Consider the following 17,983-nt stretch of genomic DNA (forward strand, 5'->3'; position numbering starts at 1 on the left):
GGTGTGCGCTCAGACGATATCGTCGATCAGGATATGGCGCTCGCCGCGGCTGCATTGCTCGATCCGCGCCTCGACCTTGTAGACCTTGCGCAGCATCGATTCGCTGATCACCTCGGCGCTTGGGCCGCTGCCCTGGGCGGTGCCGTCGGCGATGACCAGCACCTGGTCGGCAAAGCGCAGGGCCTGGTTCAGGTCATGGATGGCGATGAACACAATGACCTGGCGTTTGCGTGCCAGGGCCCGCATGAAGTTCAGCACCTGGACTTGCCGGTGCATGTCCAGGGCGCTGGTCGGTTCATCCATCAGCAGGATTTCCGGTTCGCGCACCAGGGTCTGGGCGATCGACACCAGTTGCTGCTGTCCGCCGCTGAGCTCGCCTAGATTACGGAACGACAGTTCGGTGATGCCCAGCGCGGCGAGAATGTCATCCACCAACTTCAGTTCATCGTCGTGGACGACCCAGCCCGGCGTGAGCTGCTTGCGCGCCAGCAACACCGACTCGTACACCGTCAACCGGGCGCTGGCGTTCAAGCCCTGGGGCATGTAGCTGATGCCCTGGGGTCCCTTTTTCGAGTCCTCCAATACCACTTGCCCGGGGCCATCGATCAAGCCGGCCATGCGCTTGAACAAAGTGGATTTTCCCGCCGCGTTGGGGCCGACCACCGCCACCACCTGGCCGCCGATAAAGGCTGCCGTGGTCACGCCGTGAATGACCGTGCGCTGGCCGTAGCGTGCGCCGAGATTCTCCAGCCGGATCGTTACCATGAGTTTTTTTTCCCACCGAGAATCAAGGATATGAAGAAGGGCACGCCGATCAGCGACGTCACCACGCCGATGGGGAAAATGGCCCCGGGGATCAGGGTTTTGCTGATCACCGAACTGGCGGACAGAATCAGTGCGCCGGTCAGCAGGGACGCCGGCAGGAAGAACCGCTGGTCTTCACCGATCAGCATTCGTGCGATGTGCGGTCCGACCAGGCCGATGAAGCCGATGGTGCCGACAAAGGCCACCGGGAACGAGGCGAGCAGGCTGACCATGATCAGCGTCTGAAAACGCAGGCTGCGCACGTTGATGCCGAAACTCGCGGCCTTGTCGTCCCCTAGGCGCAGGGCGGTCAAGGCCCAGGCACGCCGGGCGAAAATCGGCAGGGTGACCAGGATCACCAGGCAGATCACCCCGAGCTTGGGCCAGGTGGCTTTGGTCAGGCTGCCCATCGTCCAGAACACCACGGCGGCCACGGCTTGCTCGGTGGCAAAGAATTGCACCAGCGCCAGCAGCGCGTTGAAGGTGAACACCAGGGCGATGCCGAGCAGCACGATGGTCTCGGCAGTGACACCGCGGCGCAGGCTCAGGAAGTGGATCAGCAAGGCCGACAGCATGGCCATGATGAACGCGTTCAGCGGCACCATGTACTGCGCCGCCAACGGGAACAAGGCCACGCCAAACGCCAGGCCCATGGCCGCACCGAAACTGGCGGCGGCGGAAATGCCCAGGGTGAACGGACTGGCCAGCGGGTTGTTGAGGATCGTCTGCATCTGCGCGCCGGCCAGGGACAACGCCGCACCGACCGCAACGGCCATCAGCGCCACGGGCAGGCGGATATCCCACATCACCACGCGGACCTGGGGCGATGCGCTGTCCGGTGAAAACAGCGCGCCGAGCACTTCGTCGAGGCTGTAGCGCGCCGGCCCGAGGGCCAGGTCGAGCAGCACGCTGCAGATCAGCAACAGCGCGAGTCCGCCAAGGATAAAGCGCTTGCGCAGCACCAGGCGCCGGTAGGTGTCACGTTGCATCACCAGGGTTTCGTTCAGCGTGGTCATGGCTTGTCCTCGGCCCGGCGCAGGCTGACGGCGTAGCCCGGTTCATAAGGGACCGGCAGGAACTGCTCGTGCAATTGGCGGAACGAGGCGTCCGGGTCCAGGTCGGCAAACAACGTCGGGTGAAACCATTTGGCCAATTGCTGGATGGCGACGAACTGATAGGGGCTGTTGTAGAACTGGTGCCAGATGGCGTGGAACGCCTGGTCGTCCTGAGCCTTGATGCCGGCATAGGCCGGCCGCTGGGTGTACCACGCCAGTTTTTGCCTGGCTTGGGCCATGTCCGCCCCCGGGCCGACGCCGACCCAATGGCCGCCAGGGGCAAAGGCTTCCCAGTTGGCACTGGTGACCACCACCTGCGCCGGGTTGGCAACCACCACTTGCTCGGCGTTCAACTGGCCGAACGTGGTGGGGATGATGCCTTTGGCAATGTTGTCGCCACCGGCCATTTCGACGAACAGGCCGAAGTTCTCGTTGCCGAAGCTCAGGCAGCAATCATCGGTGTAGCCGCCGATGCGTTCGATGAAGACCTTTGGCCGGGCCGGGTGGCGCGCCTCGATGACGTCGGTGACGCGTCGAATCTGCTGGTTGCGAAAGTCGATGAACGCCTCGGCCCGGGCTTGCTTGCCGAACAATTGGCCGAACAGGCGCATGGTCGGCTCGGTGTTCTGCATCGGGTTGTTGCGAAAGTCGACATAGACCACCGGGATGCCCAAGGCGTCGAGCTTTTCGATGTAGCGCGCATCCTCGGTGGCGTGCTGGGCTTCGATATTGAGGATGATCACATCCGGACGCTGGGAAATCGCCTGCTCGATGTCAAAGGTGCCGTCCTCGAATCCACCGAAGGTCGGGATCTTGGCGATGTCGGGATATTTGCGCAGGTAGGCGCCGTAGGTGTCCGGATCGGACTGGATCAGGTCCTTGCGCCAACCAACGATGCGTTCGATGGGGTTTTGCGTGTCCAGCGCCGCCACCAGGTACAACTGGCGACCTTCGCCGAGGATCACCCGCCGGACCGGGAGGTGCACCTTGACCTGGCGCCCGAGCAGATCGGTCACGCTGCCCAGGGCCGGATCCGTCTCGGCGGCGACAGCGTTGCGTGGCGCCAGGGAAAACAACGACAAACCGAGCCACCCGGCGAGCAGCAGGGTGGCGAGCGTGTGATGACGCAAAACGGTAACCATGGTTCAGGCCTTTACAGAAGCCGACCGGGACAACGGCGCAAACCGCCAGCCCGGCCCGCGGGTTTCAGAAATCAACGGTGGCAGACAACAGCAGCGTGCGCGGTGCGCCTTGGGAAAACGCACCATAGGAGGCGACCCCCGACCAGTAGGCGCGGTCAAACACGTTCTGCACCGTGGCGCGAAAAGTCGTGGGCCGCTCGGCGATGCGCGTGGCATAGCGGGCGCCGACATCGAAGCGGGTCCAGGCATCCAGTGCCTGGGTGTTGGCCTGGTCGACGTACTGGCTGGCGGTGTAGATCGCGCCGCTGGTCAACGTCAGCCCGTCGATGCCCGGGGTGTCCCACTCGGCCCAGAGGTTGGCCTGGACCTTGGGGACGCCCACCGGTGTGTTGCCGCGATTGGCGGCCACGGCAGTGCGGGTCAACTCCCCATCGAGCAGCGTCACGCCACCGAGCAGGCGGGTGCCTCGGGCCACCTCGCCGGACAGGTTCAGTTCCATGCCACGGTTGCGTTGCTGGGCCTGGACCGAAAACACCCCGTTCGACAATTCACCGCTGGGTTTCTGGATCTGGAACAGCGCCAGCGTGGCCATGAAACGGTCGTAGTCGAGCTTGATGCCGATCTCCTGCTGGCGGGAGATGTAGGGTGAGAAAACCTCATCCGCGTTGGTTGCAGCGGACGGCGCAATGTCGCCCTTGCTCAGGCCTTCGATGTAGTTGTAGTACAGCGCGACATGGTCCCAGGGCTTGGCAACGATACCGAGCAGCGGCGTGGTTTTGCTTTTGTCGTAGGGCGCAACGGTGGTGCTGAAGTTTTCCGATTGGACGTTCTGCCTGCGCAGCCCGAGGGTGACTTGCAGGCGTTCATCGAGCACCGACAGGGTGTCGGCCAGGGCGACGCCGGACAATTGGCTCTCGGAGACTTTCGGGGTGTTGGGTTCGGCGAGGTTGGGCCGGGGCCGGTCGATCGGGTGATAGATGTTCGAGAGGATGGCGGGGCCGGAAATAATGCCCCGGGACAACTCGTCGCGATAACGGCTGACTTGCAGCACCGCACGGTGGCTGACCGGCCCGGTGTCGAAGCCCTGGCGCGCGCCGGCGTCGACGGTGTAGCGCCGGACCTTGAATTGGTAATAGCCGGGATCTGATGACGTGTCGCCGGCCGCGTTGATGATGGTCGGGGTCTGGTCGGACATGCGCTCGACCTCGGATTTTCCGCCGCCGGCGTGGGCAAACAGCGTCAGTTGATCGCTGAGGTCATATTCGCCACTCAGCAACGCCGACTTGTCCCGGGTTTGGGAGCGGCCCCAATCCTGGCTGACACTGGTCCGGCCGTTGGCGGCCGAGGGAATCTGCATGCCGGGGGCGATCCTGAAGGGCCGCGATGCGGCGTCGAACGCTTCCTTTTGATTGATCAGGTCCAGGCTCGTGCGCAGGCGATCTCCTTGGTAATCCAGGGAGATGGCGCCGGTACCGACCTCTCGGGACTGCTTGTCGATGGCCGTGTCGCCCTGCTGCAGGCTGCCGTTGAACCTGATCCCGAACCGGCGCTCTTCACCAAAACGCCGGCTGACGTCGAGGTGGCCGCCCAGTTGCGAATCCGTGGCGTAGCGGCTGGTGAATCGGGTCAGGTCCTCGTCGAGGGCGCGCTTGGGGACCACGTTGATCACGCCGCCCACTGCGCTGTTGGGTGACATGCCATACAGCAGGGCGGCAGGCCCCTTGACCAGTTCGATACGCTCGGCGTAATCGGTGAACACCCGGTAGTTGGACGCCACGCCATACACACCGTCGAACGCCAACTCCCCGAGATTGCCTTCCCCCAGCGGAAAACCGCGGATGAAGAATGAGTCGACGATGCCGCCCGCCTGGCCAGTGGCGCGCACCGAAGCATCGCGCTCCAGCAAATCGCCCACGGTGACCGCCTGTTGATCGTTGATCATCGTCGAGGTGTAGCTGCTGACGCTGAACGGCGCATCCATCACATCGGCGTTGCCCAGCAGACCGAGGCGTGCGCCGCGGGCGACCTGGCCGCTGGCGTCGGTGAGTGGCAAGTCGGTGCTGGGTCTGCCGGCGGCACCGACGTTGATCTCCGGCAGGGACACTTGGCGCAGCACCAGGGTATAGCTGCCATCGTCGCGGGCAATCATCTCCACACCGCTGTCACCCAGCAGGCGTGTGAGCGCTTGCGCTGCCGGATAAGTCCCGGACAGTCCCGGGCTGAGCAGCCCCTCGGTGATCGACGGCTGGAACGACAAGGCAATGCCAGCGGTGATCGCAAAGCTCGACAGGGCGGCGCCGAGCGGCCCGGGGGCGATGTCATAGGCCCGGGGGGCAATGGCTTCCAGTTGCGCGGGCACGGCGGCCAAGGCGAACGACCCGGTGACCGTGCCCAAGGCAAGGCTCAACAGCACACTGCGCATGACGAGCTTGGACGGACGATCCGAATGCAGGGGCCGTGCAACGAGCATGGATGGATGACCCTATGGACGAGATGAAATGGTTATTCCTTTCTTTGCCAGTTGAGATCAAAAAAAGTATCACCAAGGGCAGCAAATTTTTTTGTGGGGTCAGGCAGGGGAGAGCGTCACCCAATAACCGCTCAAATGGCCGCTGACCAGGATCGGGTAGGTTTGCGCCAGCATATTGAGCGTGCGCTGGGTATCGCTGATGGGAAAGGCGCCGGAAACCCGCAGTTCGGCAATGGCCGGGTCGCAACGCACGAAGCCCCGGCGATAGCGGGTCAGCTCGGCGACGAAGTCCGCCAGGCGCATCTTGTCGGCCATCAGCATGCCTTGGGTCCAGGCGCCGACGTTGCGGTCTGCCGGGCTCAACGGGCCGAAGGCCTGTGCCGAGAAGTCAGTGCGCTGCCCGGCGTTGACAACGAGCGGCGCGGCCTGGCGAGCATCGGCCAATTCAATCCGCACAGCGCCTTCGAGTACCGCCAGATGGGTGGTCGATGGCAGTTGGCGCACGGTGAACCGCGTGCCCAGGGCCTGCATCCGCCCCTCACGGGTACTGACCAGGAACGGTCGCGCCTGGGGTGAAGCATCCGGTGCGGTCTGCACCAGGATTTCCCCTTCACGCACCTGGATGAGCCGCTGCTGGGTGTCGAACCGCACGTCGATGGCCGTGTCGGTATTGAGGGTGATGTGGGAACCGTCGGCCAGGGTCAGCTCGCGACGCTCGCCCACGGCGGTGCGATAGTCGGCGGACCATTGCTGCGATTGCGCCAGTTTCCAACTGCCCCAACCGGCAGGCACCACGGCCAGCAGCAACGCCAGTTTGCCAAGGGCCGTGCGCCGTTCGGGGCTGCTCGGGCGATCCAGCGCCGACATCGCCAGCGAGCGTGGCAAACCGCCGAGCTTGCCTTGCAGCACTTGCGCACGGGACCAGGCCCGGCCGCGCTCGGGGCTGCTGGCCCTCCAGCATTCCCACTCGGCACGCTCGCTGTCGCTGAGGTCGCGCTCACTCAAGCGCATCAGCCACTCAGCGGCTTCTTCGAGGACCTTGGGATCGAGCGGCGGCTCATGACGTCGGGTGAGCATTCATTCCACCAGCATCAGGCACTGCACGAACGCCTGCTTCATGTAGCGCTTGACTGTGATCAGCGAGACGTCCAGCTGTTGGGCGATGTCGTCGTATTTCAGGCCGCCGATCTGCGACAGCAGGAAGGCCCGTTTGACCGGCGCCGGCAGCGTGTCGAGCATGGCGTCGATTTCGTGCAGGGTTTCCAGCACCAGGAAGCGCAATTCAGGAGACGGTACTTCCTGGGCCGGCAAATGCGCGAGCGCTTCCAGGTAGGCGCGTTCCAGGGCCTTGCGCTGATACCAGTTGATGAGAATGCCCTTGGCGACGCAGCTCAGGTAGGCCCGGGGCTGGTCAATGACGGTGACTTGGGAGGCGAGAATGCGCGTGAAGGTGTCTTGGGCCAGGTCTGCTGCATCCATGGCGTTGCCCAATTTCTTCTTCAACGTGGCGTACAGCCAGCCATGATGGCCGGCGTACAGCGCTTCGATCACGCGCAGATGATGGTCGTTGTTCGCGGGCAGGGTTTCGCTCATGGCTGCGTTTTTTTGCAATTGAGAAGTATTCACAATGCTAAAGGACAACTTGTCCGGGACGCAAGCGGCATTCGACAACCCTGCTTCAGGTAGGCGACGGGTTTATCGGCCAGTATCGCAACGCGACGACGGGAATCAGTGCCAACCCATAAGCCAGGCAAACGAACAGGTAGGTGTACTGCAAACCGTAGACCTGGCTGAGCAACCCCCCGGCGGAAATGCCCGCGATCGACGCAAATTGGGCGGTGCCCTGGGCAATGCCCAGCACGTGGCCTTGTCGCGAGCTGTCGGCGGATTTCGAGATCAGCGCCATCAGCACCGGCGTGGTGGCGCCCAGCAGCACCCCCCAGATGAAGTAGGCGACGACAAAAACGATGGCGTTGCGCGTAGTCCCTGCCAGGGCGGTCAGGGCGATGCACCCGAGCACGACGTAGAGGAGGCGATGCAAGGTGTCCTGCTGGGTACGGTGCTCGAAATAGCGCGACCAGGCCGTGGCCGAGAGAATGAAACCCAGCGCCAGCAAGCCGTAGCAGAGGCCGACCACCGAGTTGCTGACGTCGAACACCGAGCTTACGTACAAGGAGAATGACGTCTGCGGCAGCATCCGCGCCAACAGCAGGATGCCCATGACGCACAGCAACGACAGCAACGGTGTGCCTTGCCAGACGCTGTCGGTGCGACGGGTCGCTGCCGGGGCTTGGCCAGTCGCGGATTTCGTCACCGGTGGCACGTCCGGCAAGGTCATCGCGGCGACCACCGTGCACACCGCGCACAAGGCCGAGGCGATGATGTTGATCCAGAAGAACGTGGCGTAGTCGAGGATCAGGCCGCCGACCACCGCGCCGAGCAATGAGCCGACGTTGGTGGATATCTGCAGGATCGCAAACAGCCGCGCTCGACGTGACGGGGCTTCGATGCTGACGCCGTAGGCCTGCGCCGGGGCGATGTAACCGGCAAAGGCGCCTTGCAGGAAACGCAGGATCAGGATGACCCAGATATCACTGCTCAGCGCCAGACCGAGCTGGGTCAGCGACAAGCCCGCCAGGGCGCGGATCATCATCAGCTTATGACCGTAGCGATCGCCGATACGGCCCCAGAATGCACTGGTCAAAATGATGCCCAGCATTGGCCCGACATACACGGCGATGCTGGCGAAGCTGAAAACCGACTCCGACGACGTCAGCCCGCGCAGGTGCACCGGCCAGAACGGCCCGCTCATTTCCATCGCGCCCATGGAGATGAGCTGGATCGCGAACAGAAGGGAAACCAGGACTCTGACGTTCGAACCCTGGAGGGCACCTGCGTGGGACATGACTCGACCTCGGTGGTTGATCGCTGGCAAGGGGGTGGGTGTGCTGCGGGCGATGACTCGGTCGGCAAGATGCCCGGCTGCACGAAAGGTTGCAAGGCGTCGATAGCACTGCGGCGGTTGTGTGCCCGAGCGTTCGGGGGCTGCCTGAAAAAATAACCGCCGGGGGGTGATACTTTTCCGCAGGTCGACTGGCAATAGGAGTGATTACCATTTTCTCTCGTCGGAAAGGATCCTTAAGCCATGTCTGTTGCACGTCGACCTTGTGGTGAGTCTGCGTTATCCCTCGCGATTCGTACCGCCACCCTGAGTTTCATGCTGGTCGCAGGAAGCGCCACCGCCTGGGCGGCAACCCCCGGGCAAAAGCCCGCCGCCGAGCAAACCTCGGACGTCCCTGCGGTCGACAACGGCCCAGGCTTGACCCTTGATGCCACCAACATCACCGGCACCCACGACAACCCGAGCGCACTGCCGGCCGAGCTGGCCGGTGGTCAAGTGGCCCGTGGCGCGCGCCTGGGGATGATGGGCAACAAGGACGTGATGGACACGCCATTCAGCGTGACCAGCTACACCGCCAAGACCCTGGCCGACCTGCAAACCGTGACCGCGGCCGATGCCTTGCAACGCGACCCTTCGGTGCGCTCGACGGGCCAGGTGGGCGGTATCGTCGATTCGTTTTTCATCCGTGGTTTTCCCATCGGCGAGGGCAACCTTGGCGAACTGGCCTACGACGGCGTCTACGGTGTGGCGCCCAACTACCGGGTGTTCACCGACTATGCCGAACGGATCGAAGTGCTCAAGGGACCGGGTGCGCTGATGTACGGCATGTCGCCCAACAGTGGCGTGGGCGGGGTGATCAATATCGTCCCCAAGCGGCCGCTGGAAGAAGACCTGACGCGCTTTACCGGCAGCTATGCGTCTGATTCCTACGTGGGCGGGCACCTGGACGTCAGCCGCCGATTCGGCTCGGAAAACCAGTTCGGCGTGCGCTTCAACGGCAGCCTCCAGGGTGGCGACACGGCCGTCGATGATCAGGAGCGCGAGCTCAACATCGGCGCCATCGCCTTCGATTATCGCGGTGAGCGTCTGCGCTTGAACCTCGACTTCATCAGCCAGAAAGAAAGCTTCGAAGGTGCTTCGCGGCCCTTCACCGTCGCGCCTGGCGTGGAGATTCCATCGGCCCCCAACGGCCGCACCAACGCGTCGCAGAAATGGGGCTGGTCGGACACCAAGGAGCAGTCGGCATTGCTGGGTGGCGAATATGACCTGACGGACTCGGTCACGGTGTTCGCCCATGCCGGTGGCGGTCGGTCGGACGTCAAGCGGATGTCGGACCAGGTGCCGAGGATTCTCAACAGTGCCGGTGATATCAGCAACACACCGGGCTATTACAAGTTCAACGTGGATCGCTCGACGGCTGATGTGGGCGTGCGGGGCGTGTTCGACACCGGTCCTGTCACCCACACCACCACGCTGATGGCGAGCACTTATCAGGATGAATTGTCTCGGGGGATCACCAACGGGCCAACGGTCCTTTCGAACATTTATCACCCGGTGGACAGGCCCAAGCCCGCCATCAACGCGCCCAAGGTGTTGCGTGTTTCCGAGTCGCAGCTGTCCGGCTTCGCCTTGACCGACACCTTGTCGGCATTGGATGACCGTGTCCAACTGACCCTGGGTTTGCGCCGGCAAAACGTCAAGTCGGAAAACTACAACACCACCGTGATCACTCCGTCCTACGACAAAAGCAAAACCACGCCAATGTTCGGTGTCGTCGTCAAGCCCTGGGAAGACGTGTCGCTCTACTACAACTATGTCGAGGGCCTGAGTAAAGGTGACACCGCGCCCGCCAACGCGATCAATTCCAACCAAATGTTCGCACCTTATGAATCCAGGCAACACGAGATGGGCGTCAAGTATGAGCACGGCACGTTCATGACCACCCTGGCACTGTTCCAGATCGAGAAACCCAGTGGCGAGCTCGATGCGAACGATGTCTTCTCGGTGCAAGCCGAACAACGCAACCGCGGCGTGGAGTTGAGCGTATTCGGCGAAGTGGCCCCCGGAACCCGCTTGATGGGTGGCGTGACACTGCTCGACGGCGAACTGACGGATTCCGCCACCGCGGCCAACCGTGGCAATAAACCGGTGGGCGTGCCAGACGTCCAAGCCAACCTGTGGGCGGAATGGGACACCCCGTGGGTGGAAGGCTTTACCCTCACCAGCGGTGCGATCTACACCAGCAGCCAATACGTGAACCAGGCCAACACCCAGGAGCTGGTTGCCTGGACCCGCTTTGACGCGGGTGCTCGCTACGCCACCAAGATCGAGGGTCGACCGACGACGTTCAGGGCGACGGTCCAGAACGTCTTTGACCGTGAATACTGGTCGGGCGTCGCTTCGTATGGTGCTTTCTCGCCAGGCTCTCCGCGTACCTTGCAGTTGTCGGCCACGGTGGATTTCTGAGGCGGGGCGAGGGGCTCAAGCACAGGACCAGTCCTTTATATAGGAGGGTGCTATTCACTCAAGAAAAACGATGAACCTGTGGCGAGGGAGCTTGCTCCCGCTCGAGTGCGAAGCGCTCGCAAAAAGGGGCTGCTACGCAGCCCAGCGGGAGCAAGCTCCCTCGCCACAGGGGTTCAGGCAAGCCTTAAGTGAACAGCATCATTGTCTTTTGGCCGGCAGCCCCATCTTTTCCAGCGTCAGCGTTTCATCGGCGCGCCCCCAGCCACCGTCTGCCACCTCTTCCACCAAGACCATGGTGAACGGACGAACCCCTTCGCCGAAGTATTCGACGAACATCTCCGTGGTGCGGTGGATGATCTCTTCCTTGCGCGCGTGGTCCAGGATTCCTTCGGGAAATTTGTAGTTGGCAAATGGCATGGATCGACTCCGTGGGTGTGAAAAATTCGGCAGGGGCGAGGGCCCCTGGCGCGCATCTTTCTCCTTTCGGTCCGTGGAATAAATCCCTCTGGGTTGGCATCTGCATTCAACGTAACTGAACAATCGGCCACTCAGTGCGAATGACGCGGCTCACCACTACGAGCAATCACCCGCAGGTGCAACGTCGCCGGCTCCAGGCAACCCCCCGTGGAAAGCTGTCCCACCAATTGCCGATACAGTTCCTGCCAAGGGGTTTGCGAGGGCGGGATGTTCGGCGTCCACGCGAGTCGGCGTCGGGCCATTTCTTCGTCGTCGATCAGCAGGTTTACCGTGCGGGTGTTCAGGTCCACTTTCAGCCGGTCGTTGGTTTGCAGCAACGCCAGGCCGCCACCCACAGCCGCTTCAGGCGACATGTTGAGGATCGATGGGCTCGCCGAGGTGCCGCTCTGGCGACCGTCGCCCAGGCAGGGCAGGGAGTCGATGCCTTGTTTGATCAGTGCGGCTGGCGGGGCCATGTTCACCACCTCGGCGCTGCCGGGATAGCCCACCGTGCCAACGCCGCGAATGACCAGGATGCAGCGCTCATCGATGTCCAGCGCCGGGTCGTCGATGCGGGCGTGGTAATCCTCCGGTCCTTCGAAGACGATGGCCCGGGCTTCGAAACTGTTCTCGGCGCCGGGCTCGGACAGGTAGGTCTTGCGAAACGCCTCGCCCACCACCGACATCTTCATGATCGCGCTGTCGAAGAAATTGCCGCTGAGCACGATGAAACCGGCACGGTGCTTGAGCGGCGTCTCGAATGGATGGATCACATCGGCGTTGCTGGTCAGGCTGTCGCTGACGATTTCGCCGATGGTCCCGCCGCTGACCGTGGCGCAGTCTTCGTGCAGGCGTCCGGCTTTTTGCAATTCATGCATGACCGAGGGCACGCCGCCGGCCCGATGGAACCCTTCGCCCAGGTACTTGCCCGCCGGCATGCAGTTGACCAGCAGCGGCACGTCTTCGCCAATCCGTTGCCAATCGTCCAGGCTCAGTTCGACGCCCATGTGCCGGGCGATGGCGATCAAGTGCGGTGGGCAATTGCTCGAAGCGCCGAGGGCGGAGGCGACGGCGATGGCGTTCTCGAAGGCCTGGCGGGTCATGATCTGGGAAGGGCGCACGTCCTGGAGCACCAATTCGCAGATACGCTTGCCGGTGGCGTAGGCCATTTGCCCGCGCTCGCGATAGGGCGCCGGGATGCTCGCGCAACCGGGCAGCGACATGCCCAGGGCTTCGGCCAGGGCGTTCATCGACAAGGCGGTGCCCATGGTGTTGCAGTGACCCACCGAGGGCGAGGCCGCGGTGGTCATTTCCATGAAGCCTTCGTAGTCGATCTCGCCGGCGGCCATCAGGTTGCGCGCATGCCAGAGCACGGTGCCGGAGCCGATCAGTTCTCCCTTGTGATGGCCGTCGAGCATCGGCCCGCCTGACAGGACAATGGCGGGCAGGTCGGTGGTCGCCGCCGCCATCAGGCAGGCGGGCGTGGTCTTGTCGCAACCGGTGGTGAGCACCACGCCATCCAACGGGTAGCCGTGAAGGATTTCCACCAGCCCCAGGTAGGCCAGGTTGCGGTCCAGCGCCGCCGTGGGCCGGCGCGACTGTTCGGCGATCGGGTGCACCGGGAATTCCATGGGGATGCCGCCGGCATCGCGGATGCCGGCCTTGACCCGTTGGGCCAGTTCCAGGTGATGACGGTTGCAGGGCGTCAGGTCGCTGCCGGTCTGGGCGATGCCGATGATCGGGCGTCCCGATTGCAGCTCTTCACGGGTCATGCCGTAGTTCATGTAGCGTTCGACATACAGCGCGGTCATGTCCGCGTGGGCCGGGTCATTGAACCATTGCTCGCTGCGCAGGCGGCGTTTAGGCGTGTCACTCATGATTCATGTCTCTCTTGTAATTGGATGAATCGGTCACGGTGGTGGCGTCAGCGGCCCAGCAGTCCTCGGGCGGCGAGGTTACGGATCAGGGCACTGACACCAAAGGTCCAGGGGGCGGCGTCGCAGCTATGGGTGACCTGGTTATGCAGGCTGCCAAGCAACGGGCTGCTGATGCTGACCACGTCCCCGCGCTTGTGGGTGAAACCGCTGCCGGGATGGTCGCGGTCTTCGGTGGGGGCGAACAGGGTACCGAGAAACAGCACAAACCCGTCCGGATATTGGTGGTTGGCGTTGAGCGTCTGGCCCGCCAGGTCCTGCGGGTCACGGCTGATCTGGCTCATGGAACTCGAACCGTGCAGGCGGTAGCCATCTTCGCCTTGTACCTTGAGATCGACCACGCAGGCGCGGACGTCATCGAGGCTGAAGTGTGCGTCGAACAGGCGAATGAACGGGCCGATGGCGCAAGACGCGTTGTTGTCCTTGGCCTTGCTCAGCAACAACGCGCTGCGGCCTTCGATGTCCCGCAAGTTGACATCGTTGCCCAGGGTGGCGCCGTGAATCTGGCCACGGCTGTTCACCGCCAGCACCACTTCCGGTTCCGGGTTGTTCCATTGCGAGATCGGATGAATGCCGATGCGGCTGCCGCTGCCCACGGCGGCCAGGACCGGTGCCTTGGTGAAGATTTCCGCATCCGGACCGATGCCGACTTCCAGGTACTGCGACCACATGCCCTGTTCAATGAGCAAGGCTTTCAGGCGCATGGCTTGCTCGGACCCCGGCACGATGGACCGCAGGTTGTCGCCGATCACGCTGTGCACGGTGGCGCGTACAGCCTCGGCCTTTGCCGCGTCACCGCCGGCCTGTTCCTCGATCACCCGTTCGATCATGCTGGCGGCGAAAGTCACGCCGGCGGCCTTGATCACTTGCAAGTCCAGGGGCGGCAAGAGGAACGGCTTGGTCGGGTCGGCATGAATGCCGGTATTGGCCAGCAACGCTTCGACGCTGGCGATGAAGGTACCGGGCGTCTGCCTGACCGCGGCCAGGGGGGATTCTGTTTCCAGCAAGTCGCTCAATGTCGCAAAACGCTCCGACAGGTCGAACACCCCATCACTGCGCAGCACCACGGGTGAAGGGCCAGCGATCCGGCCTGGCACCCAGGCACGACCAATCAGGGTGCCGGCGACGCCATCGACGGGCAGGGTGTTCTCGGGAGTCAGCATCAGCGACATGGGCAGTCTTCCTGGTGAGTAAAGCGTTCAAGCTAGGGCGCGCTGTTGATGAACTCCAATGAGATATATTCAGTATCTGATAACGTCCGGTTATTGCATCGTCGAGGATTGCCCATGTCCGACCTGTCTTTCTCCAGCTTCTGCGGCTGGCTCAAATTTCGCCATCTGCTGCTGATCGATACCTTGGGGCGCACCTGCAACATGCATCTGGCGGCCGAGCAGATGAACCTCAGCCAGCCGGCCGTGAGCAAGATGCTCAAGGAAATCGAAAGCCTGCTCGGCTTTGCCCTGTTCGAACGCCGCCCCCGGAGCATGCCGCCCACCGCACTGGGCGAACATGTGCTGCGTTACGCGCAGATCGCCTTGAACGACGCCCGTTCGTTCGTCGAGCAAATCAGCAGCCTGCGCGAAGGCGGCCATGGCTACCTCAAGGTCGGCGGTATCTTTGCCGCGACGGCGGTGGCCTTGCCCGAGGCGATCCTGCAGATCAAGCAACGCTGGCCCTTGCTGTCCATCGAGGTGGTGGAGCAGACCAGCAACCATCTGATGAAGATGCTTGAAGAAAAGAAACTTGACCTGGCCGTGGCGCGGTTTACCGAGCAAAGCCAGCAACAGCGCTACGATTTCCAGCCCCTGGCCCCAGAGCCGTTCTGCATCGTGGTCAACGACCGCCACCCCCTGGCGAACGCGGGGCCGACCTCCTTGCAGCAACTGGTGGACCAGCCGTGGATTCTCTACCCGGTCGGCACGCCGATCCGCGCCCGCATGGAACTGGCCTTCGCCGAAGCCGGGGTGGGAATGCCGCGCAACACCATCGACACCATTTCCATGCAGACCTTCCTCCAGGTCCTGCAACGCGGCCCCATGATCGGCATGCTGCCCAATGCCATGGTCGATCCGCTGCTCGAAAGCGGCCAGCTCAAGACCCTCGATACGCCGCTGCACCTGGTGCCGCAGGATTACGGGATCCTGACGCGAAAGGATGAGCCGTTGGTGGGCGCGGCGCTGGAGTTCGCCGAGATCCTCAAGGACAACGCCCGCCTGGCCGCAATACTGGACACTTAGGGGGCTCGCTGACTCCATCCTGCGGAGGGCTTAGGTTGGCAAGGTCGCTTTTGTGGCGAGGGAGCTTGCTCCCGCTGGGCTGCGTAGCAGACCCAAAGCTGTGAACTCAACTTGCCTGGTACACCGAGTTGCCTGGTTTCAGGGCCGCTGCGCGCCCCAGCGGGAGCAAGCTCCCTCGCCACAAAACTCATACAAACTTAAAGCATGCTGCCACGACCGGGGGGGGCGGCGGCATTGGAGAGAGCCGACGGCTATCTCGATAACGTCTCGTTATCAACTAATCCAAAAATGCCATTGGGAAAGAATCGATCCCCGACAGTAGAGTCCTCGTTCAATCGCCGGATGACTCGCTCATTCGACGTGACCCAATAAAAACAATCAGGGGTTACTTATGCAAACCATCTCCGAGCAGTTGCCCGCCCAGGCACAAGCTGGCGAGCTCGACTTCGAAGAACGGACCTACCGCAAGGTCATCTGGCGCATCCTTCCCGTCCTGCTCCTGTGCTACATGGCGGCGTACCTCGATCGGGTGAACATCGGGTTCGCCAAGCTCGACATGCTCAACGAGCTGCAATTCAGCAACACCGTGTATGCCTTGGGCGCCAGTATGTTTTTCTGGGGCTATTTCCTCTTTGAAGTCCCCAGCAACCTGTTGCTGCATCGCTTTGGCGCGCGGTTCTGGATCGCCCGGATCATGCTCAGCTGGGCGGTGATCTCCATGGCCGTGGCCTACACCGTGCCGCTGGCGGCGTTTTTCCATCTCGAATCGAGCACGATGTTCTACGTGCTGCGTTTCCTGCTGGGGATCTGCGAAGCGGGCTTTTTCCCTGGCGTGATCCTCTACCTCAACTACTGGTTCCCGACCCACCGGCAGAGCCGGGTGATGTCCGGGTTCCTGCTGGCGCTGCCGGTCAGCCTGACCCTGGGTGGCATCCTCTCCGGCTGGCTGATGAACAGCATGCAGGGCGTCCACGGAATGTCCGGTTGGCAATGGATGCTGATCATCGAAGGCATTCCGTCGATCATCATGGCGTTCGTGGTGATCGTTTGCCTGGCCGACAACATCGACAAGGCCAAATGGCTCTCCGTCGCGGAAAAAGCCCTGCTCAAGGCCAATCTGCAAACCGACAACCAGGGCAAGGCCACGCGCTTGAGCGAGGTATTTTTCAACCCTCGGGTATGGTTGCTGGTGTTGATCCTGCTGACCTTCAACACCGGTTTCTATGGCCTAGCGTTCTGGATGCCGTCGATCATCAAGAGCACCGGCATCACCAATAGCCTGCATATCGGTTTGCTCACTGCCATTCCTTACTCGGTGGCGGTGGTGGCGATGCTGCTCAACGCCCGTCATTCCAACCGTACCGGCGAGCGGCGCCTGCATGCGGCGATCCCGGCCTTCATTGGCGGTGTCGGGCTGATCCTCAGCGCGTTTTTCGCCGATAACCTGGTGCTATCGGTCCTGTTCCTCAGTGTCTCCGCCTCGGGGATCCTCAGCCTGATGCCGATTTTCTGGACCCTGCCGGGCACCGTGCTGTCGGGCGTTGCCGCCGCGGCCGGGATCGGCATGATCAACGCCTTCGGCAACCTGTCGGGCTTCACCGGTTCGATGATCACCGCCGTGGCGGAAACGCTGACGGGTAATATCAATAACGGTACTTACGTGTTGGCCTTGTGTCTGTTGGTCAGCGGTGGATTGATCCTCGCGATCCCTGCCTCGATGCTCGGCAGGACGCCCAAGACCGCGCCCACGGCAGCGCAACTGGAGACCGCATGAGTCTGCAAAACAAGCGAGTCCTGGTGACGGCGGCCGGGCAAGGCATCGGCTTGGCTAGCGCGGTGGCCTTCGCCCAGGCCGGCGCCGAGGTGTTTGCCAGCGACATCGACATTCGCGCACTGGCGGGCATCGATGGGGTCACGCCGATGATCCTGGATGTCACCTCGGCCGATGCCATCGACGCTGCTCGCGACCACATCGGCGGGCTGGACGTGCTGTTCAACTGCGCCGGCTTTGTGCACAGCGGCAACATCCTGGAATGCGATGAAGCGTCCTGGGCACGTTCGATGGACCTCAATGTCACGGCCATGTACCGCATGATCCGCGCGTTCCTGCCGGGCATGCTGGCCCGTGGCGGCGGCTCGATCATCAACATGTCGTCGGTCGCGTCCAGTATCAAGGGCGTGCCCAATCGTTTCGCCTATGCTGCCAGCAAGGCGGCGGTGGTGGGGCTGACCAAATCCGTCGCCATCGACTTTGTCGGCCAGGGCATTCGTTGCAACGCCATCTGCCCCGGCACGGTGGACTCGCCTTCGCTACGCCAGCGCATCGCCGACCAGGCTGCGCGACAAGGTGTCGAAGAAGCAGAGGTCTATCGGCAGTTTCTCGACCGCCAGCCCATGGGACGTATTGGCCACACCGAGGAAATTGCGCAATTGGCGTTGTACCTGGGCAGCGACGCGTCCGCCTACACCACCGGGACGGTACATGTGATCGATGGCGGCATGAGCCTCTGAATTTTC

At 62.8% G+C, this 17,983-nt stretch carries 14 protein-coding genes; 4 read left to right on the top strand and 10 right to left on the bottom strand.

The window, feature by feature from the left end; translation table 11 throughout:
• Positions 1-9: 9 nt before the first annotated feature.
• From J3P88_RS15150 to J3P88_RS15180, 7 genes are all read right to left on the bottom strand, one after another.
• Entirely contained in the window at positions 10-765 is a 756-nt protein-coding gene (locus J3P88_RS15150) for an ABC transporter ATP-binding protein (protein WP_186705844.1), read from the bottom strand.
• Positions 759-1,820 (bottom strand): FecCD family ABC transporter permease, encoded by a 1,062-nt coding sequence (locus J3P88_RS15155; protein WP_434576228.1) that lies wholly within the window; start codon positions 1,818-1,820, stop codon positions 759-761. The genes J3P88_RS15150 and J3P88_RS15155 overlap by 7 nt, the downstream gene beginning before the upstream one ends.
• Positions 1,817-3,001 (bottom strand): ABC transporter substrate-binding protein, encoded by a 1,185-nt coding sequence (locus J3P88_RS15160; RefSeq protein ID WP_434576230.1) that lies wholly within the window; start codon positions 2,999-3,001, stop codon positions 1,817-1,819. The genes J3P88_RS15155 and J3P88_RS15160 overlap by 4 nt, the downstream gene beginning before the upstream one ends.
• Before the next feature lie 64 nt (positions 3,002-3,065).
• Positions 3,066-5,471, bottom strand: coding sequence for a TonB-dependent siderophore receptor (locus J3P88_RS15165; protein ID WP_434576232.1), 2,406 nt, complete (start codon positions 5,469-5,471; stop codon positions 3,066-3,068).
• A 99-nt stretch (positions 5,472-5,570) separates the two neighbouring features.
• Entirely contained in the window at positions 5,571-6,548 is a 978-nt protein-coding gene (locus tag J3P88_RS15170; protein ID WP_434576234.1) for a FecR domain-containing protein, read from the bottom strand.
• Entirely contained in the window at positions 6,549-7,064 is a 516-nt protein-coding gene (locus tag J3P88_RS15175; protein ID WP_186705849.1) for a sigma-70 family RNA polymerase sigma factor, read from the bottom strand.
• 85 nt (positions 7,065-7,149) lie between these two features.
• Positions 7,150-8,376 carry an MFS transporter gene (locus J3P88_RS15180; protein ID WP_434576236.1) on the bottom strand — a complete coding sequence of 409 codons (1,227 nt, stop codon included), beginning with the start codon at positions 8,374-8,376 and terminating at the stop codon, positions 7,150-7,152.
• Between the two features lie 240 nt (positions 8,377-8,616).
• On the opposite strand from J3P88_RS15180, the gene J3P88_RS15185 reads away from it, so the two are divergent.
• Positions 8,617-10,839 carry a TonB-dependent receptor gene (locus J3P88_RS15185; protein ID WP_434576238.1) on the top strand — a complete coding sequence of 741 codons (2,223 nt, stop codon included), beginning with the start codon at positions 8,617-8,619 and terminating at the stop codon, positions 10,837-10,839.
• A 198-nt stretch (positions 10,840-11,037) separates the two neighbouring features.
• Here the strand turns inward: J3P88_RS15185 and J3P88_RS15190 are convergent, their stop codons facing one another.
• The 3 genes from J3P88_RS15190 to J3P88_RS15200 form a co-directional block, all read right to left on the bottom strand.
• Positions 11,038-11,256 carry a tautomerase family protein gene (locus J3P88_RS15190; RefSeq protein ID WP_434576240.1) on the bottom strand — a complete coding sequence of 73 codons (219 nt, stop codon included), beginning with the start codon at positions 11,254-11,256 and terminating at the stop codon, positions 11,038-11,040.
• 131 nt (positions 11,257-11,387) lie between these two features.
• Positions 11,388-13,172 (bottom strand): IlvD/Edd family dehydratase, encoded by a 1,785-nt coding sequence (locus J3P88_RS15195; RefSeq protein WP_434576242.1) that lies wholly within the window; start codon positions 13,170-13,172, stop codon positions 11,388-11,390.
• A 47-nt stretch (positions 13,173-13,219) separates the two neighbouring features.
• Positions 13,220-14,401, bottom strand: a complete 1,182-nt coding sequence (locus tag J3P88_RS15200; RefSeq protein ID WP_434576244.1) for a fumarylacetoacetate hydrolase family protein — start codon at positions 14,399-14,401, stop codon at positions 13,220-13,222.
• Between the two features lie 114 nt (positions 14,402-14,515).
• On the opposite strand from J3P88_RS15200, the gene J3P88_RS15205 reads away from it, so the two are divergent.
• The 3 genes from J3P88_RS15205 (at position 14,516) to J3P88_RS15215 (ending at position 17,977) form a co-directional block, all read left to right on the top strand.
• Entirely contained in the window at positions 14,516-15,466 is a 951-nt protein-coding gene (locus J3P88_RS15205) for a LysR family transcriptional regulator (RefSeq protein WP_186705855.1), read from the top strand.
• 391 nt (positions 15,467-15,857) lie between these two features.
• Positions 15,858-17,240, top strand: coding sequence for an MFS transporter (locus J3P88_RS15210; RefSeq protein ID WP_434576246.1), 1,383 nt, complete (start codon positions 15,858-15,860; stop codon positions 17,238-17,240).
• Entirely contained in the window at positions 17,237-17,977 is a 741-nt protein-coding gene (locus tag J3P88_RS15215; RefSeq protein WP_186729325.1) for an SDR family oxidoreductase, read from the top strand. Before J3P88_RS15210 ends, J3P88_RS15215 begins: the two co-directional genes overlap by 4 nt.
• The last annotated feature ends 6 nt before the right edge of the window (positions 17,978-17,983 follow it).

The organism is Pseudomonas sp. Z3-6, from assembly GCF_051131985.1.
In the GTDB taxonomy this organism is placed as follows: domain Bacteria; phylum Pseudomonadota; class Gammaproteobacteria; order Pseudomonadales; family Pseudomonadaceae; genus Aquipseudomonas; species Aquipseudomonas zanjanensis.